Annotated in this window: 21 protein-coding genes, 3 tRNA genes and 1 pseudogene; 16 read left to right on the top strand and 9 right to left on the bottom strand. The window is 24.9% G+C overall.

Annotation, left to right across the window (positions count from 1 at the left end; genetic code table 11):
• Positions 1 to 49 precede the first annotated feature (49 nt).
• A tRNA-Ile gene (locus BUCISPPS3390_RS01900) sits at positions 50 to 122 on the bottom strand.
• A gap of 180 nt (positions 123 to 302) precedes the next feature.
• On the opposite strand from BUCISPPS3390_RS01900, the gene BUCISPPS3390_RS01895 reads away from it, so the two are divergent.
• Positions 303 to 375: transfer RNA gene (locus BUCISPPS3390_RS01895), tRNA-Asn, on the top strand.
• 89 nt (positions 376 to 464) lie between these two features.
• Positions 465 to 1,904 (top strand): exodeoxyribonuclease I, encoded by a 1,440-nt coding sequence (sbcB, locus tag BUCISPPS3390_RS01890; protein WP_154060950.1) that lies wholly within the window; start codon positions 465 to 467, stop codon positions 1,902 to 1,904.
• Between the two features lie 69 nt (positions 1,905 to 1,973).
• Here the strand turns inward: sbcB and BUCISPPS3390_RS02155 are convergent, their stop codons facing one another.
• Complete coding sequence (locus BUCISPPS3390_RS02155; RefSeq protein WP_331877458.1) at positions 1,974 to 2,228, bottom strand: oxidative damage protection protein; 255 nt, start codon at positions 2,226 to 2,228, stop codon at positions 1,974 to 1,976.
• 9 nt (positions 2,229 to 2,237) lie between these two features.
• A pseudogene (gene mutY / locus BUCISPPS3390_RS01885) lies at positions 2,238 to 3,257 on the bottom strand (A/G-specific adenine glycosylase); the annotation flags it as partial.
• A 126-nt stretch (positions 3,258 to 3,383) separates the two neighbouring features.
• On the opposite strand from mutY, the gene trmB reads away from it, so the two are divergent.
• A complete protein-coding gene (gene trmB / locus BUCISPPS3390_RS01880) occupies positions 3,384 to 4,112 on the top strand; it encodes a tRNA (guanosine(46)-N7)-methyltransferase TrmB (protein ID WP_154060948.1) in 729 nt (242 codons plus the stop codon).
• 24 nt (positions 4,113 to 4,136) lie between these two features.
• On the opposite strand, the gene hemW is transcribed toward trmB, so the two are convergent.
• From hemW to dusA, 4 genes are all read right to left on the bottom strand, one after another.
• Positions 4,137 to 5,288 carry a radical SAM family heme chaperone HemW gene (gene hemW / locus BUCISPPS3390_RS01875; protein WP_154060947.1) on the bottom strand — a complete coding sequence of 384 codons (1,152 nt, stop codon included), beginning with the start codon at positions 5,286 to 5,288 and terminating at the stop codon, positions 4,137 to 4,139.
• A 131-nt stretch (positions 5,289 to 5,419) separates the two neighbouring features.
• Entirely contained in the window at positions 5,420 to 5,770 is a 351-nt protein-coding gene (gene ruvX / locus BUCISPPS3390_RS01870; RefSeq protein WP_154060946.1) for a Holliday junction resolvase RuvX, read from the bottom strand.
• 354 nt (positions 5,771 to 6,124) lie between these two features.
• Complete coding sequence (dnaB, locus tag BUCISPPS3390_RS01865; protein ID WP_154060945.1) at positions 6,125 to 7,498, bottom strand: replicative DNA helicase; 1,374 nt, start codon at positions 7,496 to 7,498, stop codon at positions 6,125 to 6,127.
• 261 nt (positions 7,499 to 7,759) lie between these two features.
• On the bottom strand, positions 7,760 to 8,758 hold the full coding sequence (gene dusA, locus BUCISPPS3390_RS01860) for a tRNA dihydrouridine(20/20a) synthase DusA (RefSeq protein ID WP_154060944.1): 999 nt from the start codon (positions 8,756 to 8,758) through the stop codon (positions 7,760 to 7,762).
• A 269-nt stretch (positions 8,759 to 9,027) separates the two neighbouring features.
• On the opposite strand from dusA, the gene ssb reads away from it, so the two are divergent.
• A complete protein-coding gene (gene ssb / locus BUCISPPS3390_RS01855; RefSeq protein WP_154060943.1) occupies positions 9,028 to 9,558 on the top strand; it encodes a single-stranded DNA-binding protein in 531 nt (176 codons plus the stop codon).
• A 63-nt stretch (positions 9,559 to 9,621) separates the two neighbouring features.
• Here ssb and BUCISPPS3390_RS01850 read toward each other — a convergent pair whose 3' ends face one another.
• Positions 9,622 to 10,410 (bottom strand): alpha/beta fold hydrolase, encoded by a 789-nt coding sequence (locus BUCISPPS3390_RS01850; protein ID WP_172599034.1) that lies wholly within the window; start codon positions 10,408 to 10,410, stop codon positions 9,622 to 9,624.
• A 139-nt stretch (positions 10,411 to 10,549) separates the two neighbouring features.
• Between BUCISPPS3390_RS01850 and BUCISPPS3390_RS01845 the strand changes: the two genes are divergently transcribed.
• Entirely contained in the window at positions 10,550 to 11,131 is a 582-nt protein-coding gene (locus tag BUCISPPS3390_RS01845; protein ID WP_154060941.1) for an NfuA family Fe-S biogenesis protein, read from the top strand.
• 61 nt (positions 11,132 to 11,192) lie between these two features.
• Here BUCISPPS3390_RS01845 and BUCISPPS3390_RS01840 read toward each other — a convergent pair.
• Positions 11,193 to 11,279 (bottom strand) — tRNA-Ser (locus tag BUCISPPS3390_RS01840).
• 218 nt (positions 11,280 to 11,497) lie between these two features.
• Between BUCISPPS3390_RS01840 and aroK the strand changes: the two genes are divergently transcribed.
• From aroK to tuf, 11 genes are all read left to right on the top strand, one after another.
• Positions 11,498 to 12,040, top strand: coding sequence for a shikimate kinase AroK (gene aroK, locus BUCISPPS3390_RS01835; RefSeq protein WP_154060940.1), 543 nt, complete (start codon positions 11,498 to 11,500; stop codon positions 12,038 to 12,040).
• A 38-nt stretch (positions 12,041 to 12,078) separates the two neighbouring features.
• On the top strand, positions 12,079 to 13,176 hold the full coding sequence (gene aroB, locus BUCISPPS3390_RS01830) for a 3-dehydroquinate synthase (RefSeq protein ID WP_154060939.1): 1,098 nt from the start codon (positions 12,079 to 12,081) through the stop codon (positions 13,174 to 13,176).
• Positions 13,177 to 13,304: 128 nt separating this feature from the next.
• Positions 13,305 to 13,973, top strand: a complete 669-nt coding sequence (rpe, locus tag BUCISPPS3390_RS01825) for a ribulose-phosphate 3-epimerase (protein ID WP_154060938.1) — start codon at positions 13,305 to 13,307, stop codon at positions 13,971 to 13,973.
• A 62-nt stretch (positions 13,974 to 14,035) separates the two neighbouring features.
• Positions 14,036 to 15,064, top strand: coding sequence for a tryptophan--tRNA ligase (trpS, locus tag BUCISPPS3390_RS01820; protein ID WP_154060937.1), 1,029 nt, complete (start codon positions 14,036 to 14,038; stop codon positions 15,062 to 15,064).
• Positions 15,065 to 15,305: 241 nt separating this feature from the next.
• A complete protein-coding gene (gene tusD, locus BUCISPPS3390_RS01815; protein ID WP_154060936.1) occupies positions 15,306 to 15,692 on the top strand; it encodes a sulfurtransferase complex subunit TusD in 387 nt (128 codons plus the stop codon).
• Between the two features lie 23 nt (positions 15,693 to 15,715).
• On the top strand, positions 15,716 to 16,075 hold the full coding sequence (tusC, locus tag BUCISPPS3390_RS01810) for a sulfurtransferase complex subunit TusC (protein ID WP_154060935.1): 360 nt from the start codon (positions 15,716 to 15,718) through the stop codon (positions 16,073 to 16,075).
• A 12-nt stretch (positions 16,076 to 16,087) separates the two neighbouring features.
• Entirely contained in the window at positions 16,088 to 16,378 is a 291-nt protein-coding gene (gene tusB, locus BUCISPPS3390_RS01805) for a sulfurtransferase complex subunit TusB (RefSeq protein WP_154060934.1), read from the top strand.
• Positions 16,379 to 16,490: 112 nt separating this feature from the next.
• A complete protein-coding gene (rpsL, locus tag BUCISPPS3390_RS01800) occupies positions 16,491 to 16,865 on the top strand; it encodes a 30S ribosomal protein S12 (RefSeq protein ID WP_154060933.1) in 375 nt (124 codons plus the stop codon).
• Positions 16,866 to 16,887: 22 nt separating this feature from the next.
• Positions 16,888 to 17,358 (top strand): 30S ribosomal protein S7, encoded by a 471-nt coding sequence (gene rpsG, locus BUCISPPS3390_RS01795; protein WP_154049020.1) that lies wholly within the window; start codon positions 16,888 to 16,890, stop codon positions 17,356 to 17,358.
• A gap of 79 nt (positions 17,359 to 17,437) precedes the next feature.
• Positions 17,438 to 19,543, top strand: coding sequence for an elongation factor G (gene fusA / locus BUCISPPS3390_RS01790; RefSeq protein WP_154060932.1), 2,106 nt, complete (start codon positions 17,438 to 17,440; stop codon positions 19,541 to 19,543).
• A gap of 77 nt (positions 19,544 to 19,620) precedes the next feature.
• Positions 19,621 to 20,805 (top strand): elongation factor Tu, encoded by a 1,185-nt coding sequence (tuf, locus tag BUCISPPS3390_RS01785; RefSeq protein WP_154060931.1) that lies wholly within the window; start codon positions 19,621 to 19,623, stop codon positions 20,803 to 20,805.
• Positions 20,806 to 20,815: the final 10 nt, after the last annotated feature.

The following is a 20,815-nucleotide window of genomic DNA, read 5'->3' as shown; positions in this document are numbered from 1 at the left end:
TTAAATATTTTAAAAATTGTTTGCATTAAATTTAAATTTTTACAAGATATGGCCCTTGCTGGATTTGAACCAGCGACCAAACGATTATGAGTCGTGTGCTCTAACCACTGAGCTAAAGGGCCTATAAAAAGTATTTATATTTTAAAAAATTAATTTTAATAACATATTATAGAACAATTCAAAGCACTAATCTATATTTTTTTTTAAAGTTAACTGTTTTTTGATATTTTAAATATTATATAAACAAATATTAATATTATTAATTGACATATAATTTTTCGTATGATATATATTAAACATATTCCTCTGTAGTTCAGTTGGTAGAACGGCGGACTGTTAATCCGTATGTCACTGGTTCGAGTCCAGTCAGGGGAGAATCTATGAATATGATTTGCAAAATAAATATTAATTTTATATTTTATATATATATACTCATATACTTTATCTTTTAAAATATATATTTTATGTGTAAAAAAAACAGTAATGATTATATTTTTAAAAAAACTTTAGTATTTTATGACTATGAAACTTTTGGAAAAAATGTATCTTTAGATAAGATTTCTCAGTTTTGCAGTATAGAAGTAGATAGTGAATTTAAACATTTTGGTAAAAAAAATCTTTTTTTTTGCTATCCTCCTCTAGACTATTTGCCTGATCCTGAATCTGTTTTAATTACTAAAATATTACCACAATATACTCAAAAACATGGTGTTAATGAATATTTTTTTGCTAAAAAAATTTATAAAATTTTTTCCCAAAAAAATATATGTATTGTAGGATATAATAATATTAGTTTTGATAACCTGATTACTCGTAATCTTTTCTATAGAAATTTACTTGATCCATATGAATGGAGTTGGAAAAATGGTAATTTTACTTGGGATATATTAAATATTTTACGTGCATTTTATGTTTTTCACCCTAACATCATGATTTGGCCTAGTGATGCTAAAGGAATGGTTAGTTTTAAATTATTTGATATTACAAAAATAAACAAAATTACACATTTAAATACTCATGATGCTTGTTCAGATGTTTTAGCAACTATTTTAGTGGCAAAACATTTATATAAAAAAAATAAAAAATTTTTTTTATTTTTATATGAAATATCTCATAAAAAATATATATTATCATTTATTTTTAGAAATTATAACAAACCTTTTTTTTATTTATCTAGCTATTTTGGCTCTAGAAATAGTAATTTAGGTTGTGTTATGATTGTAGGATCTCATCCAAATCATCCAAATTCTTTTATTTTAATTGATTTATCAATATGTTTGAAAAAAATATTTTATTTTTATAAACATATTAAATCTCATAAAATTACTATAAAAAATTTATTTGATTGTGGAATTAAAGTTATTTATTTGAATAAATCACCTCTTTTATTTTCTTATAACTCTCTTTCTCCATGTGATTGCAATAGGTTTCAAATAAATTATATTCGATGTCAAAAAAATTTTTTTTTATTAAAAAATAATACATCAATTAAAAATTGGATTATATCTTTCTTTTCTTATGAAACTCCGAAAAAAATTGTTCATGACGTAGATTTAATGTTATATAATAATTTCTTTTTTTCAGAAGATAAGTTGTTATTTTTGTTGCTACATAAGCGATTTCCATTAAAATGGATAAATTGGTATCCTAAATTTATTGATAATCGAATTGGAGAAATTTTTTTTCGTATAAAAGCGCGTAATTTTATTTATTTATTAAATGATAAAGAAAAAAATTATTGGAAAAAATATTGTCAATGTAAATTTAATTCTGTTTTTATTCATAAATATATTAATAATATTAAAAATTTACAATCACGCGCTAAAAAAGAAAATTTATTTTTATTAAAACAGTTAATTATACATGCAAAAAAAACAAAATACGATATTAAAAATATTTTTTAAAATTGATTTTATTTTTTTAAATTATATAAAATTTAATATTTATTAAATATAAACATTGATTCTTAAATATTAATTTTTTTTGTTATGAAATAAAAATTTTTTCATTTTTCTTTTTATATAAGCTCTATCTTTTTCTAAAAACATATTTAATTTTTTTTCATTTATGATTTTAGTTTGCTGAATCAACCAAAAAGACCATGCTTTTTTAGAAATTTCTTGATAAATTTTTTGTCCTGTTTTTCCTGGGAAAAATGGATATTCTAATCCTTCTTCTTCTTTCTTTAAAAAAAAACAAAAAATTATGCGTTTATATTTTTTTTTCATATTTTTTTTTACTGGTTTTTGTAATGAAGTAAATATTTTTCTTATTGGGGAAGGAATGCCAATTTTTTGAGGATTAAAAATATTATACCATATTTTTTTTTGTATTATATTATTATATGTTTTTTTTTTTTTGATCTTTATTATTTGCGTAAAAATATGTAATTTGATATTGCTGATGTAATGTATAAATGGATGAATTACTGTATTTGAATTTTTTTTTGCTTGTTCCCATTTTTCTTTTGATATTAGAAATGATGTTAAAGGAAAATAAAAAAGTTTTTTCCATATGGATGTGTTTTTTAATTGAATTAAAAAATAAAAATTTTTATATTGTATTATTGTAAATAATATTCCTATTTTATTTTTTTTTTTAGTTTTTTCTTTTGTAAAGTGCATATCATGAATATAGTATTGACACGAATAATTTAAAGGACATATTAAACAATTAGGTTTTTTGCTAGTACAAATAAATGATCCAATGTCCATCATAGCTTGGTTGAATTTACTAGATTGATGAACGGGAAGATGTTGATAGATTAAATTCCATAGTTTTTTATTTAGTTTTTCTTTCTTGATATTATTTATATCAATAGAATGATATCGTATTAATACACGTTTTACATTACCATCTAAAACGGCATATCCAAAATTGTATGCAAAAGATAATATTGCTCCTGCTGTAGATTTTCCAATTCCAGGTAATTTATTTATTTCATGAATATTATTCGGAAAAATTCCATGATAATTTTTGCAAATTAGTATTGCTGTTTTATGTATACGATGAGCTCTTTGGTAATATCCCAAACCACTCCATAAATGTAAAATTTCATTTATACTAGAACTAGCTAAAGATTTTATAGTAGGAAATTTTTTTATAAATTTTTTAAAATAAGGAATTACAGTTTTCACTTGAGTTTGTTGTAACATAATTTCAGATATCCAGATTTGATAAATATTTTTTTTATGCCACGGTAAACTTTTCCTTCCGTAAATATGAAACCAATTTAGTATTTTTTGTGAAAAAAACATACTGATCCTAATTAAATTTTTTAAATGTAGTTAATGATTTATATATAAATTTTAAAAATAATTTTTTTTAAAAATTTTTGTTTAACGGATATTTTATATAAATTTATTTATTTTATTGGAGATAAAATGACTATTTTAATAAATAATGTATTTGATAAAAATAATAAAAAAAATACAAATAATTTGTCTTTAATTAAAAGTTATGTAATAAGAAGAAGTATTAGTCAAAAAAAAAAAGAATATATATTAAAATATTGGAAAATTTATGGTATTGATTTTAATAAATATTTCTTTTTAGATTATTCTGTTTTTTTTTTTAATGATCAACCATACATTATAGATGTTGGTTTTGGTGATGGTAAATTATTTGTGGAAAAAGCTATTAGTAATCCGCATATAAATTTTATTGGAGTGGAAGTGTATCCTAGAAGTATTTTTTCAGCCATACGGTACGCTAATATATTTCAAGCATCTAATATACGTATTATATTTCATAATATTGAAGAAGTTTTATTCTATATGATTCCAGATAATACTATTAGTATGATGCAAATTTTTTTTCCTGATCCTTGGTTTAAAAATAAACATCATAAAAGAAGATTAATTAATAATTTTTTTATTAAATTAATAGAAAAAAAAATTATTTTCGGTGGTTTTATACATATTATTACAGACTGTTTACTTTATTCTTCTAAAATATATTATTTAATGTCACAAAATCCCAAATTTAAATGTTTGTTAGGAAAAAATACTATTTTTACTTTGTTTAGTACGTATATACAAACAAAATTTGAAAAAAGAGCTATATTATTAAATAATAAAATTTTTGATTATAAATATAAATTTACAGGTTGAATGATTATTTGATACAGTGGAATTTTACTCTAAAAATATTGACAATAATGAATTTAACTGATTTCTCCCTTTCGAAGTAACTATCCATGAATTCATATTTTCTTGAAGAAATCCTTTTTTTTTAGCAACAGTTATTTTTTCTTTAATTTTTATGATTTTAATATAAGTTTTTTTTTCAAATTCTTTATATCGTATAGGTTTTAGCAGTCTAAATTTGTTTAAAAAAAATTCTATAGGAATATCTTTTTTTGGAACAATATATTTTTTTTTAAGATAATTTCCGATCATGTATATGGTATCATTTTTAGTTTTTATGGTTCTGATGATTTTCTGGTTTAATTGAGTTATTTTTCCATGAGCTCCGCATCCAATGCCAATATAGTCGCCAAAATTCCAGTAATTAAGATTATGTTGGCATTGATATTTTATTTTCTTAGAATAAGAAGATATTTCATATTGTATATATCCATACTTGTGAAGTAATTCTTTTCCTTGTATGGTCATAATTTTAATAGTATGAAGTGATGGTAGCGATATATTTTGTGCATAAAATTTAGTATTTGGCTCAATATTAAGCTGATACCAAGATATGTGTTCAGGTTGTATAAGAATAGTCTGGTACAGATCATCTAAAACGTTTTGAACTGTTTGTTCTGGAAGACCGTACATTAAATCTATATTTAGATTTCTATTAGATAAATTTTCAGTAGAATTAATCAATTCCATTGTTTTTTTGTTATTGTATTTTCTATTTATTTTTTTTAGTAAAAACGAATTGAACGTTTGAATTCCTATTGAAAATCTGTTAACACCTGCTTGATAATACTCTAATATTTTTTTTGTTTTATCTATATCGGGATTAATTTCTATAGAAATTTCTGTATTTTTAGAAACGGACAGTAATTTTTTTATTTTAGATAACAAATATAGTATTGAAGTACTTTTTAATAAACTAGGTGTTCCTCCACCAATAAAAATTGATTTAATAATTCGATTTGAAATTATTTTTTGATCATTTTTTAAATCATAAAGAACATGCTTGATATATTTTTTTTCTGAAATTTTGTTTGATCGTGGATATGAATGAAAATCACAATATGGACATTTTTTGATACACCATGGTATATGAATATATAAGCTAATTGACGGTAATGTATGTGTATTTTTTTTGTTCATAACGTCTATCATAAGTAAAATAATGTTTTTTGAGAATATTTTTTTTAATGATTAACATAAATATGTATTTTTTTATGTATGATTTTTAACTAAAAAAATAATTTTCGTGTAACCAACTATCTAAAATTATTTTAGCTGAAATGGAGTGTATACAAATATTTTTTTTTTTTTTTTTTCTTTAAAAACAACTGAGCTTCTTTTGATGAATAGTTTTCATTATATAAAAAAACATGTTTATTGAATTTTTTTTTACAAATATAACTGAATTTTTTGATTTTTTTGTTTATGTTTTTTTTTATACAATATGGATATCCAATAACTATATTTTTAGGTTTCCAATATTGGATTATATCATTAATTTTATTCCATAATGTGTTTTTTTTATTAATTATAGATTTTATAGGAGTAGAAGATTTTATTCTTGTTTCAGCTATAGCAACTCCAATAGTTTTTATTCCATAGTCAAAACATATGATAATCATAAATTATATCAGAAAAATTTTGTTAGTATATTTATTTTTAAATAAATAATTTAAGTTAATATAATATATGTTATATATAACATATTTATCTGATATTTTCTATAAAAATTTTTATGTGGTAAAGATTACTATCTTTAGTGTGTTTAATGTACTGTTAATACATAATTTTTTATGTATATGATATTTTGATATATAAAATTATTATTTTAATAATATTTTTACAAAAATTATTAGTGATTATGGTTGATTTTTTATATTTAATAATTTATTTTTTTTGAATTTTTTAATAAAAAATATTAATTGTTATTTATAATAATTTTTAATGAAATTTATTTTAAGTATTGTTTTTTTAATTTAATTGTGATATTTTTGATTAGTATAATTATCAAAACGTGACCATTTCCCATTAAATGTTAATCGTACAGTTCCAGTAGGGCCATTTCTTTGTTTACCTATAATAATTTCAGCAATACCTTTAAATTCGCTATTTTCATGATAGAGTTCATCTCTATAAATAAAAAGAATTAGATCAGCATCTTGTTCTAAAGAACCAGACTCTCTTAAATCTGAATTAACAGGTCTTTTATCGGATCTCTGTTCTAGAGATCGATTTAATTGTGATAGAGCAATAATTGGAATATTTAATTCTTTTGCTAAAGATTTTAATGTTCTTGAAATTTCAGCTATTTCTAGTGTTCTATTACCAGATAACGCAGGTATTTTAATTAACTGAAGATAATCTATCATGATTAAACTTAATCCGTTGTTTTCTCGATATATTTTTCTTGAGCGAGATCGTACCTCATTAGGTGTTAATCCAGATGAATCATCTATATAAATGTTTTTCTTTTTTAATAAAATATTTATAGTGCTCGATATTCTGCTCCATTCTTCATCACTTAATTGTCCAGTTCGAATTTTAGATTGATTAACTCGTGATAGAGAAGCTAACATACGAATCATGATTTGTTCTCCCGGCATTTCTAAACTGAATATTAAAATTGGTTTTTCATACAACATTGCTGTATTTTCACATAAATTCATAGCAAATGTAGTTTTACCCATAGATGGTCGAGCAGCGATAATAATAAGATCTGATTTTTGTAATCCAAATGTTTTTTTATTTAAATCATGATATCCGGTATTTAATCCAGTTATTCCATCATTTGGTTTTTTTAACAATTTTTCAATGGATTGAATAGTAGTATCTAAAATTTTTTCTATATTTTTAGGTCCTTCTTTACCCGCAGAACGTGTTTCAGAAATTTTAAATACACTAGACTCAGCATAATCTAGTAGTTCAAGACTTGTACGTCCTTTGGGATGATATCCTGCATATGCAATATTATGTGCTGTAGAAACAATTTCACGTATTATTGCTCTTTCTCGTATTATTTCTGCATAAGAAATAATATTAGTAATGCTAGGTGTATTTTTTGAAATTTCTGCTAAATAAGAAAATCTTCCAACATTGTTCAGTTCTCCTTTTTGCTCTAATGACTCGGAGAGCGTAATTAAATCAATTGGAGAGCCTTTTTCTATTAGAAATTTCATTTCGCAAAAAATTAATTGATGTTGTTGACTATAAAAATCTTCAGTGACAATATATTCAGAAATTACATCCCATTGTTGGTTATCTAGCATTAATCCTCCCAATACAGATTGTTCAGCTTCTAATGAATGAGGAGGTGTTTTGAATTCATTTTTATTTTTTATTGATTCTATCATAAATAATTTATTCTCTTATATAAATTTTTAAAAATATGTTTTGAATTGTTGTTTTAATAATAATTTCATATTAAATTCTGTTTTTTTAAAAAATTTTGTTTTTAATATTTAGATAATAATTATATATTTTAAATATTTAATTTTATTAAAAATTTAAAAATAAAAGAATATATAGAACATATAAAATAAAAGAGTTTTTTTGATGATCTTTTTTTGAAATATTATATATATTAAATAAAATGTTTTTTGTATTTATAATTGTTAATTATCAATTATATTATGATTTTTTTTATTAAATATTTTATCTATTTTAGTAAATAAATTGTGTGCATCATTTTTATGATGTATTTTTTTTAAAATGTATTGTTTCCATTTTTTTGAATATGGTTGTTTATAAAAAATATTTAACATGTGTTTCATTATGTGAAGAATTTTGGTGTTTTTTTTTACTTCTTTTTCAGTATACTGGAGCATTTTTTTTAAAAATTTTTTGAAATTGAATTTTTTTTTACGAGAGAAAATTTCTTTATCTATTTTACATAATAATAGTGGATTTTTATAGATTTCTCGACCCATCATAATACCATCTACATGTTTTAAATGTTTTTGTATTTCCAGAATAGATTTTATTCCTCCGTTTAAAATAATCCTTAAATGAGGAAAATCTTTTTTTATTTGATAAACATATTGATAGTTTAATTTAGGTACATTTCTGTTCTTTTTAGGACTATTTAGTTGTAAATCAGCAATTCTTGCGTGTATAATAAATTTAATGCAGTATTGGTTTTTTGATACTTGTTGAATAAAATTTTTAAGAAATTGATAATTATTATTTTTATTAGTTCCGATTCTGATTTTTACACTTATAGGTATTGGTACAGTAAAATATATAGTTTTTATACAATGATACACTATGTTGGGAGTATTCATTAAATATACTCCAAATTTACCAGATTGAGCGTGTTGTGAAGGACAACCAATATTTAAATTTATTTCATTAAATCCCATGAAGTATGCTATTTTGGCACATTTTTTAAAATGTATATAGTTATTTCCGGCTAATTGAATTGCGATAGGAGCGTTATTCATTACCTGTTTTTTTGAAAATAAATTTTTTTTATTTATTAATTCATAAGTAGTAATCATTTCTGTATATAAAAAAGTTTTTTTAGTTAATTGTCTGTAAAAAAATAGACAATGTCTGTCAGTATATTTTAACATGGGTGCAACAGAAAATTTATGTACATTTTTTTTTTGCATGTTGTTTTTTATAATTTTTATATGGTAAAAGGTATTTTTTTATATTTTTAATAAAATATCATTATTTTAATCTAAAAATATATTTATATAAAGTTAAAAAATTAAATTTTGAAAATGTAGTTTCGTTTATTTTAATTGGTTATTTTTAAAAAATTATTTTTTTGTGTAAGTTTAGTTCAATAAAAGTATTTATTGTAATAAAATTATTTTTTTTTATGGTATAATTTTAAATAATTATATTTTGATATAAATCATATTAGGTTAAATTTATGGCAAGTAGAGGCGTAAACAAAGTTATTTTAATTGGTTACTTAGGACAACATCCAGATGTACGATATATGCCTAATGGTGGAACTGTAGTAAATATTACTATTGCTACTTCAGATATATGGAAAGACAAAAATACTGGTGAAACCAAAGAGAAAACTGAATGGCATAGAGTAGTTTTGTTTGGTAAAATTGCTGAAATTGCTGGTCAATATTTAAAAAAAGGATCACAAGTTTACATAGAAGGATCTTTACAGACTCGAAAATGGAAAGATCAAAATGGATTAGATCGTTATACTACGGAAATAATAGTTAGTGTCACCGGTTCTATGCAAATGTTAGGTTCACGAAATACAACTAGTGTATCATCATCTGTTAATGAGATACAAGGTGTGTCACATGAAGACGGTTTGTCTACATCTATGAATGTTAATACTATTTCTAAAGATATTTCTTCTGAATTTAAAAATAAATCACATTTAGTAGATACAACATCAAAAATTGATTTTGATGATGAAGATATTCCTTTTTGATTTTTTTATCAAAAATAAATAATATTTTTATTTATATTGTTGGTATATGGTAGTTCAATTCTATTAGACATTATTTTTGATAAAATTATATATAATTTTACTAAAAATTTTGGGATGAGATAAAAAGGGTGCATGTTTAGCTCCTTTTATAATAATAGAGTCTTTTTTTTGGTATAGATTTTCTATTTTTTTATATGTTTCTTTTGGTATGAGATTATCTAATTCTCCATATATTCTCAATGTTGGAATTTTTGGGCATAATATTTTTTTTCTGTAATCAATTTTGGTTAACCAGTTATATCCTATTTCAATAGCTTTTTTTTTTGGATTAGGATATTTTTTGGAAAATTTTTCTTTTATTATAAGTTTAGAAATTTTGTATTGGTGTGTATTAATAACATGTATTAAAATAAAATTTTTTAAAAAATTATTATAACATGACAAAATACTCTTTTTTATAGAGTATAACGTACTTATAGGTACTCCTGGCCATTTTTTTTCTTGTATAAAATATGGTGATGATGCTACATAAATAGTTGCTAGCGTATTATGTGGATATTGTAGACTTAAATAGTGTGCAAGTAATCCTCCCATAGACCATCCGATCCATATAACTTTTCTTTTTTTTTTCTTTAATAAATAATTAGATATTTGTTTAAATGTCATTATAGGAGAATTTATATTTTTTCCAAATCCAGGTAAATCAAATGTATGTAATGTAAAATGTGGTTTTAATATTGGAATAATTTTGTTCCATACTATGGAATGTAATCCCCATCCATGTAATAATATTAAATGAATTTTTCCTGTTCCAAAAACAGAAAAATGTACTTTTTTTTTATTTTTATTCATATAGTTTTTGAATATTCTGATCATTAGATAGTGTGGGTAAAAATTTTAGGATGTATATTTATATATATTTATATATAATAGGATTTATATATATATCTTTTTGTTCATTATACAATAACATATTATGCAGAATAATTCTATGATTACAATATCAGATTCAGCTAAACAATATATAATTAGTTTGTTGTCCAAAAAAAAAGTAGAAACAAATATTAGAATTTTTATTAATTCTCCAGGAACTACACATGCTGAATGTGGCATGTCGTATTGTGAGCTTCAAGATATTGATTCAATAAATGATCAAAAAATTTCTTTTAATGAATTTTATATTTATATTCATAAATCTATGGTTCCTTTTTTGAAAAATTCTAGTATAGATCTTATTAAAAATGAATTAGGATCACAAATTACTTTAAAGGCTCCTTATGCAAAATCAGCACAAAAATTTCGTCATAGTTCTCAATTAGAAAACGATGTACAAAAATTTTTATTTGCTCAAGTTAATCCTACATTGTTATTGCATGGTGGTTCTGTCAATTTGATAAATATTAGTAGTGATGGAGTTGTTTTTTTACAATTTTCAGGTGGATGTAATGGTTGTTCTATGATTAGCTCTACATTAAAGTTAGGTATAGAAAAACAATTAATGAAACATTTTTCTGAAATTTCCCGAGTAGAAGATATAACAAATCATGTTTATGGCCAACACTCCTATTATTAATATAAATATAATTTTATGTTTTTTTGATTATTTTAAAAATTGATATAAATGTGTGTGTATATGGTGAGAAAGGGATTCGAACCCTTGATACATTTTATTGTATACACGCTTTCCAGGCGTGCTCCTTAAACCACTCGGACATCTCACCTTGAGATTGTATATAAATAATTATTTATGATAGTACAATCATATTAAAAAGTATTTTTAAAATCAAGTTTTTTTATTATATTCTTATAATCCACATGATATATATTATGCTTATTTTTTATATTACTTCGTAATATAATGTGGTATTTTATTATTAAAAATATTTATTTAGTATAAATTTTTGGTTTTGAATAACATTTATTATTGAAGGGAACTACCATGAATAGCGATAAAAAAAAAAATATTTTTTTGATTGGGCCTATGGGAGCTGGAAAAAGTACTGTAGGTCGCTATTTATCCCAAGCTCTAGACATGTTTTTTTATGATTCTGATTTTGAAATTGAAAAAAGAACTGGTGTAGATATAGATTGGGTGTTTGAAGTAGAAGGAGAATCTGAATTTCGTATACGAGAAGAAAAAATTATTAATGAGTTAACGAATAAAACCGGTATAATACTATCTACAGGAGGTGGATCAATACTTTCATTAAAATCTAGGGATTTATTACAATCTAGAGGTGTTGTTATATATTTACGCACTTCAATAAAAGAACAATTAATACGAACTAATATGGATAAAAAAAGACCTTTGCTATCTTTAAACAGTAATAATAATGAGAATATATTACGATCATTATCAGTTATTCGTAATCCAATATATAAAAAGATGTCTGATTTTATTGTTGATACAGTTAATAATGATATTCCATGTATAGCTTCGAATATCATGCGATTTTTTTATGGTTTTAACAAAATCAATTAAATTTTATTTTTTTTTAAGTGTAATATAGGTTGGTAAGTATGGTAGATAAAGTGCATGTTAATTTAATGAATAGTAGTTATGATATCAGCATTGGTTTCAATATATTAAAAAATTTTTTTATATCGACTATTTTTTTGAATAATACAAATAGTGTTATTATTACAAATAATACTATTAAAAATGTAATTTTAAAAAATAAATATTATAGTATTAATAAAAATATAAAAAATATACCTATTTTTAGTATTCCAGATGGTGAGTGTTATAAAAATTTAAAAGAAGTTGAAAATATTATATCTTTTTTACTAAAAAAATTATATGGAAGAGATGTAATATTAATTGCAATAGGAGGAGGGGTAGTAGGAGATATTACTGGTTTTGTTGCTTCTATTTATCAAAGGGGAGTTAATTTTTTTCAAGTACCGACTACTTTATTGGCTCAAGTAGATGCTTCTATTGGAGGAAAAACAGGAGTTAATCATATATTAGGTAAGAATATGATTGGTTCTTTTTGGCAACCTAAAGGAGTGCTGATTGATATTGAGTTTTTATCAACTCTACCAAGAGAACATATAATTTCTGGAATGGCAGAGATTATTAAATACGCTATTATTTTTGACCATGAATTTTTCATATGGCTAGAAAAAAATTGTTTTAAAATATTACAATTACAAAAAGACACTTTATTATATTGTATAAAAAAATGTTGTGAATTAAAAGCTTTGGTTATTGAAGCTGATGAAAAAGAAAGTAATTTACGATTGTTTTTAAATTTAGGACATAGTTTTGCACACGCTATTGAAGCGTATATTGGATATGGTAAATGGTTACATGGAGAAGCAGTTTCTGTAGGTATTGTAATTTCAGCATATTTATCTGTTCAATTAAATATGTTACATAAAGATTATTTCTCTAGAATAAAAACTATTTTTTATAGAATAGGTTTACCAATTAAAGGTCCCAAAGGTATGTTGCCACAGGATTATCTTGAATTTATGTTACGAGATAAAAAAGTATTATCTGGAAAGATACGATTAATTCTTCCTGTTTCTATTGGAAAAGTACAATTGTTTTCTTCTATTGAAAACACTAGTATATTACGATTTATAAAAAAATTTCAAGAAGATAAGCATTAATTTTAATAATTAGTATTGTTTATATAATATAAAACTTTTATTTTAATTGATATAAATAAATTTTATTTTTTATTTATAAAATAGAATTGTTTATTTAAATATAAGAATAGTAATGATTAAGGAAATTCATGAAACGTGTTGTAGTGGTTCCATCTATTTTGTCTGCAAATTTTTGTCGATTAGGAAAAGAAATACAGGAAGTTCTTAAAGCAGGATGTAATTTAATTCATTTTGATGTTATGGATAATCATTATGTTTCTAATCTCACAATGGGATCTATGATATTAAAATCAATAAAAAATAGCGGAATGAAAGTATTTTTTGATGTTCATTTAATGGCTTCTCCGGTTGACTCGTTGATTTCTTCATTTGCAAATTTAAACGTACAGTTTATTACGATTCATCCCGAATCTACTAATCATTTAGATAGAACTATACAACTAATCAAAAAAATAGATTGTGGTGTTGGTTTAGCTTTAAATCCATCTACTTCATTGCATTTTTTAGATTATGTGATTGATGAATTAGATTTAATTTTAGTAATGGCTGTAAATCCCGGTTTTGGTGGTCAAAAATTTTTGACGTATGTTTTAAAAAAAATTCAACAAGTACGATCTTTGATTGATAAAAGTCAAAAAAATATTTTATTATCGGTAGATGGAGGGATTAGCTTATCTAATGTTGTAAGTGTAATACGATCAGGTGCTGATTATGTAGTTGTTGGTTCTGCTATTTTTCATTCAGATGATTATTTAAAAACAATAAGAAAATTAACAGGTATTATTATAGATAATTAATTTTTAGCGTACGTAGTCAATAAATATTATTTATTTTTAAAAATTTTTAAGGTTTTTTTTATATGTTAGATACTAAAAAAAAAGATATTATGTTTACAGGAATTCAACCTACAGGTTGGCCTACCTTGGGTAATTACTGTGGAACTATGTGTCACTGGGAATATATACAAAAAAAATATAAATGTTTCTTTTGTATTGCTGATTTACATGCTTTAACCGCTTACTCCAGAAATAGGAATGAAAATAGCACAAAAAATAATTTTTCTACTAACATACTAGATATGGTGGCATTGTTTTTATCATGTGGTGTTGATCCTGATAGTAGTACGATTTTTGTGCAATCATATGTACATACGCATAGCCAATTATACTGGATTTTGAGTAATTTTGTTTATTTTGGTGAGTTATCCCGTATGACTCAATTTAAACAAAGATTTTTGCTGAAAAATACGACTATTGATTTATCTTTGTTTTGTTACCCTGTTTTAATGGCTGCTGATATTTTATTATATCATACAAATTGTGTTTTAGTAGGTTTAGATCAAAAACAACATTTAGAATTAGTTCAAAAAATTGCTCGTCGTTTTAATGCTATATATGGAAATATTTTTGTTATTCCAGATATTTTAATGTTACCCATAGGTAATAAAATAATGGCTTTACAGAATCCAGAAAAAAAAATGTCAAAATCGGATAATAATGTTAATAACACGATATTTTTACTTGAGAATATTGATTCTATACGTTTGAAATTGCAACGTGCATTAACGGATTCTGACTATTCTTCTGATTGTATTCGTTACGATATTTTTAATAAACCAGGAGTATCTAATTTATTGTCTATTTTTTCTTGTATTACAAGTAAAAAAATTTCAATATTAGAAAATGAATTTAAAAATTGTCAATATTCTAGTTTTAAAAAAAAACTATCAGATATTGTATGTAACTTTATTTCTGAAATACAAGCTTTATACTATAAATTCAGAAAAGATGAAGATTATTTGATTGACATTTTAATACATGGTAAAAAAAATGCTTTAAAATACAGTTCAAAAAAATTATATAATGTTTTTCGCGTTTTAAATTTATGAATTAAGAAATTTTATCTTATATAAAATAATTATAATATTTAATTATTTTTTCACGTATAATACATTATTACTTTTATATGCTTAGTAACTGAAATAATATCAATTATTGTATTAAATGTTAAAATAATGATTTTTGTTGTTAAATATTAAAACTTATTGTTATTTTTGGTATTTTTTTTGTATCAAAAATGTAAATTACATTAATTATAAATAAGAACAAGTTTATTAATATGGTCATAATATGAATTACATAGTAATTGTTACTGGTCCTCCTTATGATACTCAAAATTCTATAAGTGCTTTTTTATTTTCAAAATCTGTTCTTGAACTAAATTTTAGTGTTAGCAAAATTTTTTTTTATGCTTCTGGAGTATATAATTCTAATAGTATGATTAATCTTCCAAGTAATGAATTTAATGTTTTAAATGGATGGATTAGTTTGAAAAAAACTTACAATATTCAGCTATGTATTTGTCCCAGCTCTGCTTGCAGGAGAGGAATTTTGTCAAATGAATCTACCAAAAAGATCAAAAATTATCAAAAAATTTTTTCTTCTTTTTTTAAATGTGTAACATTGATGGAATTATCTTTTTCTATACATACCTGTGATCGTATTGTGCAATTTTAATTTTAGAAATATATTTATTTTTTATGAAATCAATAGCTTTTGTTTTTTCTAGTGCTCCATATGGAGATAATCTCAGTAGAGAAGGGCTTGATTTTGTTATTTCTTGCTCATTTAGTTGCAAGAAAATTGCTCTTTTTTTTATTGATGATGGTGTATTTCAATTAACATTACATCAAAAACCAGAATTAGTTAAACTACATAATTATTCTCTTTCATTTAAGGTTTTGCTTTTATATGGAATAAAAAACTTTTTTTTTTGTAAAAGATCAGCTTATCAACGCGGTTTTAAAGATTATGATGACTTTTTATTACCAGTAGAATTTTTAAATAAATCTTGTATTAAAAGTCAAATCAATCAATTTGATTTTATTGTAAAATGGTGATTGTCAAATAATATGTTACATATTTTATTAAATTCTCCATATCGAATATCTATACCTTCTTTGTTGTCTTTTAGCTCTAAATTTGATGATTTAATATGTATTCAGGATGGTGTAATACTAAGTGTGATTAATGATTCTTATTTAAAAAAAATATATAAAAATTTTAATTTAATTTATTTCTTGGAAAATGATTTATTTGCTAGAGGATTATTACAAAAAAATAAAAAAAATAATTTAATTTTATTAAATTATGAAAGTTTTGTTTTTTTAACGTATGGTCATACCTCTAATATGACTTGGTAAGTATTGTAATAAATTATTTTATATAAGTAGAATATCGTAATATTTATCTAATTTTAGATATAGTTAGAGGTTTTTTTAGTGAATTTTTAAAATAAAGTATTTTGGAGAATGTATGTCTACAATTAATCAACTGGTCCGTACTCCTAGGATCCGAAAAATAATCAAAACAAATGTTCCTGCTTTATCCGGATGTCCTCAACGAAGAGGTGTCTGTACACGAGTATATACAACCACTCCCAAAAAACCGAATTCTGCATTAAGAAAAGTATGTCGTGTTAAATTAACAAATGGTTATGAAGTTACAGCATATATTGGGGGTGAAGGACATAATTTACAAGAACATTCAGTGATTTTAATTCGAGGTGGTCGGGTGAAAGATTTACCCGGTGTTCGTTATCATGTAGTTAGAGGTTCCTTGGATTGTTCTGGTGTTAAAGATAGAAAAAAAAGTCGATCTAAATACGGTGTTAAGAAGTTAAAAGTATAAAATATTATTAAGGAGTGTTAATATGCCTCGTCGTCGTATAATAGGGCAGCGTAAAATTTTACCTGATCCAAAATTTTCTTCAGATTTGTTAGCTAAATTTATTAATATATTAATGGTTGACGGTAAAAAATCTATTGCTGAAAATATCGTTTATTCAGCTTTATCAGCTGTTTCTCAAAAAATAAAAAAAGAAGAATTAGATATTTTTATTTTAGCTTTAGATAATGTTAAACCATCAGTAGAAGTAAAATCTCGTCGTGTAGGAGGATCGACGTATCAAGTTCCAGTTGAAGTTCGTCCAACCAGAAAAAATGCTTTAGCTATGCGATGGATTGTAGCTGCAGCTCGTAAGCGTACAGACAAATCTATGTCAATTCGATTGACTAATGAATTATTAGATGCTATAGGAAATAAAGGTTCAGCGGTTCGAAAACGTGAAGAAGTTCATAAGATGGCAGATGCGAATAAAGCTTTTGCTCATTATCGCTGGTAAGTGTATATTTTTTGAAAATTACATTATTTAACGATATATTTTTTATTTTTATAAAAAACAGATTTGCAAGAGGATTTTTATGGCTCGTACAACACCGATTGCTCAGTATCGGAATATTGGTATTAGTGCACATATTGATGCAGGTAAAACCACTACAACGGAACGTATATTGTTTTATACTGGAATTAATCATAAAATTGGCGAAGTGCATGATGGTGCAGCTACAATGGATTGGATGGCTCAAGAACAAGAACGCGGTATTACTATTACTTCTGCTGCAACTACCACTTTTTGGTCAGGTATGGCTAAACAATTTTTATCGCACAGGATTAATATTATTGATACTCCTGGTCATGTTGACTTTACAATTGAAGTAGAACGATCTATGAGAATATTAGATGGAGTAGTAATGATTTATTGTGCTGTAGGAGGAGTACAACCACAATCAGAAACTGTATGGAGACAGGCGAATAAATATAAAGTTCCTCGTATTGCTTTTATAAATAAAATGGATCGAGTAGGTGCTGATTTTTTTAAAGTAGTAGATCAAATTCATACTCGACTACATACTGTAGCGGTACCTATTCAATTAGCTATTGGTTCAGAAGAAACTTTTAAAGGCGTAGTTGATTTAATAAAAATGAAAGCTATTAAGTGGCTTGAAAAAGATCAAGGTGTAACTTTTAAATATTATGATATTCCGGAAGAATTATTATCTATTTCAAAAAAATGGCACATGAATTTAGTTGAAATTGCTGCTGAAGCAAATGATCAATTAATGGAAAAATATTTACAAACTGAAGAATTAAGTGAAGATGATATTAAATTAGGATTAAGAAAGAGAGCTTTAAATAATGAAATTACTTTAATAACATGTGGTTCAGCATTTAAAAATAAAGGTGTACAGGCTTTATTAGATGCAATTATTGAATATTTACCATCACCAGCTGATCTTCATGATATGAAAAATTTTATACGTGACCAAGATGTTTCTGTTTCTAACTGTAAATTAAATGATAAACAGCCTTTTTCTGCTCTTGCTTTTAAAATTGCTTCTGATTCTTTTGTAGGAAATTTAACTTTTTTTCGTGTTTATTCTGGTATCGTTCGATCAGGAGATGTAGTTTTAAACTCTGTAAAAAATCATACTGAAAGATTTGGTCGAATTGTACAAATGCATGCAAACAAACGTGAAGAAATTAAAGTAGTATATTCAGGTGATATTGCTGCAGCTATTGGTTTAAAAAATGTTACTACAGGAGATACATTGTGTGATGTAAAGAATCCAGTTATATTAGAAAAGATGGATTTTCCAGAACCAGTTATATCGATTGCTGTAGAACCAAAAACTAAAGCTGATCAAGAAAAAATGGGACTTGCTTTAAATAGACTGGCTAGAGAAGATCCTTCTTTTAGAGTATGGACAGATCATGAATCTAATCAAACTATTGTTGCAGGTATGGGAGAACTACACTTAGAGATTATAATTGATCGCATGAAGCGTGAGTTTAATGTAGATGCAAATATTGGAAAACCACAAGTTGCTTATCGTGAAACTATTTTAACTAAAGTAGTAGGTGTAGAAGGTAAACATATAAAACAGTCCGGTGGTCGTGGTCAGTATGGACATGTTATAATTGATATTTTTCCTTTAAAAACTAATAGTTCTGGATATTCATTTATTAATGATATTAAAGGTGGAGTAATTCCTGGAGAGTATATTTCTTCTATTGATAAAGGTATACAAGAACAATTAAAATCTGGTCCACTGGCAGGATATCCTGTAGTTGGTATCGGTATTCGTTTACACGATGGTTCTTATCATGATGTAGATTCTTCTGAATTAGCTTTTAAGCTAGCTGCTTCTTATGCATTTAAGGCAGCTTTTAAACAAGCACAACCAATTTTGTTGGAACCAATTATGCAAGTAGAGGTGGAAACTCCTGGAGAATACATGGGAGATGTAATTGGAGATATTAATCGACGTAGAGGGATTATTGAAGGAATGACAGATGATTCTTTAGGTGGAAAAAACATTAAAGCACACATTCCTTTGTCTGAAATGTTTGGATATGCAACTGATTTACGCTCTCAAACACAAGGTAGAGCATCGTATTCTATGGAATTTATAAAGTATACTGAAGCACCAAAAACAATTTGTACAGATATTATCTCTAATCGATAATCTTATTTTTTATAAAATATGTAATAATTTGAGTAATTGTTTTTAAAAAATGAGTTAAATAACTACAGGAATAAATGATGTCAAAAGAAAAATTTAATCGTTCTAAACCACATATTAATGTGGGAACTATTGGACATGTGGATCATGGAAAAACTACTTTAACAGCAGCTATTACGACTGTTTTATCTAAACGATTTGGTGGTAAAGCTTGTGCTTTTGAACAAATTGACAATGCTCCAGAAGAGAAAGCTAGAGGAATTACTATTAATACTTCGCATGTTGAATATGATACAGAACTTCGTCATTATGCTCATGTTGATTGTCCTGGACATGCAGATTATATAAAGAATATGATTACTGGAGCTGCTCAAATGGATGGAGCGATTCTAGTAGTAGCTGCTACCGATGGTCCTATGCCGCAAACTCGTGAGCACATCCTATTAGGTAGACAAGTTGGTGTTCCGCATATTATCGTTTTTTTAAATAAATGTGATATGGTAGATGATGAAGAATTATTAGAATTAGTAGAGATGGAAGTACGTGATTTATTGACACAATATGATTTTCCAGGAGATGATATTCCAATTGTTAGAGGATCTGCTTTAAAAGCTTTAGAAGGTGATAAAATTTGGGAAGACAAAATTATTGAATTGTCTAATCATTTAGATAAATATATTCCTATACCAACAAGAGCAATTGATGCTCCTTTTCTATTACCAATAGAAGATGTATTTTCTATTTCGGGTAGAGGCACAGTAGTAACTGGGCGTATTGAGCGAGGTATTGTAAAGGTTGGTGAAGAAATTGAAATTGTAGGAATTAAACCGACAGTTAAAACAATATGCACAGGGGTAGAAATGTTTCGTAAATTGTTGGATGAAGGTCGTGCTGGAGAAAATGTTGGCATTTTATTAAGAGGAACTAAACGTGATGATATTGAGCGCGGACAAGTTCTAGCTAAACCTGGTACTATTCATCCTCATTTAAAATTTGAATCTGAAGTATATGTATTATCTAAAGAAGAAGGAGGAAGACATACTCCTTTTTTTAAAGGATATCGTCCTCAATTTTATTTTCGTACTACGGATGTTACAGGATCAATTGAATTACCAGAGAATGTAGAAATGGTTATGCCTGGTGACAACATAAAAATGACAGTAACTTTAATACATCCTATTGCTATGTCTGAAGGATTACGCTTTGCAATTCGAGAAGGAGGTAGAACGGTTGGAGCAGGTGTAGTTATAAAAGTTATTGCATAATATTAATATA

Source organism: Buchnera aphidicola (Cinara cf. splendens/pseudotsugae 3390), assembly GCF_900698845.1.
GTDB classification, from domain to species: domain Bacteria; phylum Pseudomonadota; class Gammaproteobacteria; order Enterobacterales; family Enterobacteriaceae; genus Buchnera_F; species Buchnera_F aphidicola_AM.
This window is presented reverse-complemented; position numbering and strand designations above follow the sequence as displayed.

Coding starts and splice junctions, on each gene's coding strand:
- sbcB (WP_154060950.1), top strand. CDS start 465: ATGTGTAAAAAAAACAGTAATGATTATATTTTTAAAAAAACTTTAGTA.
- BUCISPPS3390_RS02155 (WP_331877458.1), bottom strand. CDS start 2,228: ATGAAAAAAAAATATAAACGCATAATTTTTTGTTTTTTTTTAAAGAAA.
- trmB (WP_154060948.1), top strand. CDS start 3,384: ATGACTATTTTAATAAATAATGTATTTGATAAAAATAATAAAAAAAAT.
- hemW (WP_154060947.1), bottom strand. CDS start 5,288: ATGAACAAAAAAAATACACATACATTACCGTCAATTAGCTTATATATT.
- ruvX (WP_154060946.1), bottom strand. CDS start 5,770: ATGATTATCATATGTTTTGACTATGGAATAAAAACTATTGGAGTTGCT.
- dnaB (WP_154060945.1), bottom strand. CDS start 7,498: ATGATAGAATCAATAAAAAATAAAAATGAATTCAAAACACCTCCTCAT.
- dusA (WP_154060944.1), bottom strand. CDS start 8,758: ATGCAAAAAAAAAATGTACATAAATTTTCTGTTGCACCCATGTTAAAA.
- ssb (WP_154060943.1), top strand. CDS start 9,028: ATGGCAAGTAGAGGCGTAAACAAAGTTATTTTAATTGGTTACTTAGGA.
- BUCISPPS3390_RS01850 (WP_172599034.1), bottom strand. CDS start 10,410: ATGAATAAAAATAAAAAAAAAGTACATTTTTCTGTTTTTGGAACAGGA.
- BUCISPPS3390_RS01845 (WP_154060941.1), top strand. CDS start 10,550: ATGATTACAATATCAGATTCAGCTAAACAATATATAATTAGTTTGTTG.
- aroK (WP_154060940.1), top strand. CDS start 11,498: ATGAATAGCGATAAAAAAAAAAATATTTTTTTGATTGGGCCTATGGGA.
- aroB (WP_154060939.1), top strand. CDS start 12,079: ATGGTAGATAAAGTGCATGTTAATTTAATGAATAGTAGTTATGATATC.
- rpe (WP_154060938.1), top strand. CDS start 13,305: ATGAAACGTGTTGTAGTGGTTCCATCTATTTTGTCTGCAAATTTTTGT.
- trpS (WP_154060937.1), top strand. CDS start 14,036: ATGTTAGATACTAAAAAAAAAGATATTATGTTTACAGGAATTCAACCT.
- tusD (WP_154060936.1), top strand. CDS start 15,306: ATGAATTACATAGTAATTGTTACTGGTCCTCCTTATGATACTCAAAAT.
- tusC (WP_154060935.1), top strand. CDS start 15,716: ATGAAATCAATAGCTTTTGTTTTTTCTAGTGCTCCATATGGAGATAAT.
- tusB (WP_154060934.1), top strand. CDS start 16,088: ATGTTACATATTTTATTAAATTCTCCATATCGAATATCTATACCTTCT.
- rpsL (WP_154060933.1), top strand. CDS start 16,491: ATGTCTACAATTAATCAACTGGTCCGTACTCCTAGGATCCGAAAAATA.
- rpsG (WP_154049020.1), top strand. CDS start 16,888: ATGCCTCGTCGTCGTATAATAGGGCAGCGTAAAATTTTACCTGATCCA.
- fusA (WP_154060932.1), top strand. CDS start 17,438: ATGGCTCGTACAACACCGATTGCTCAGTATCGGAATATTGGTATTAGT.
- tuf (WP_154060931.1), top strand. CDS start 19,621: ATGTCAAAAGAAAAATTTAATCGTTCTAAACCACATATTAATGTGGGA.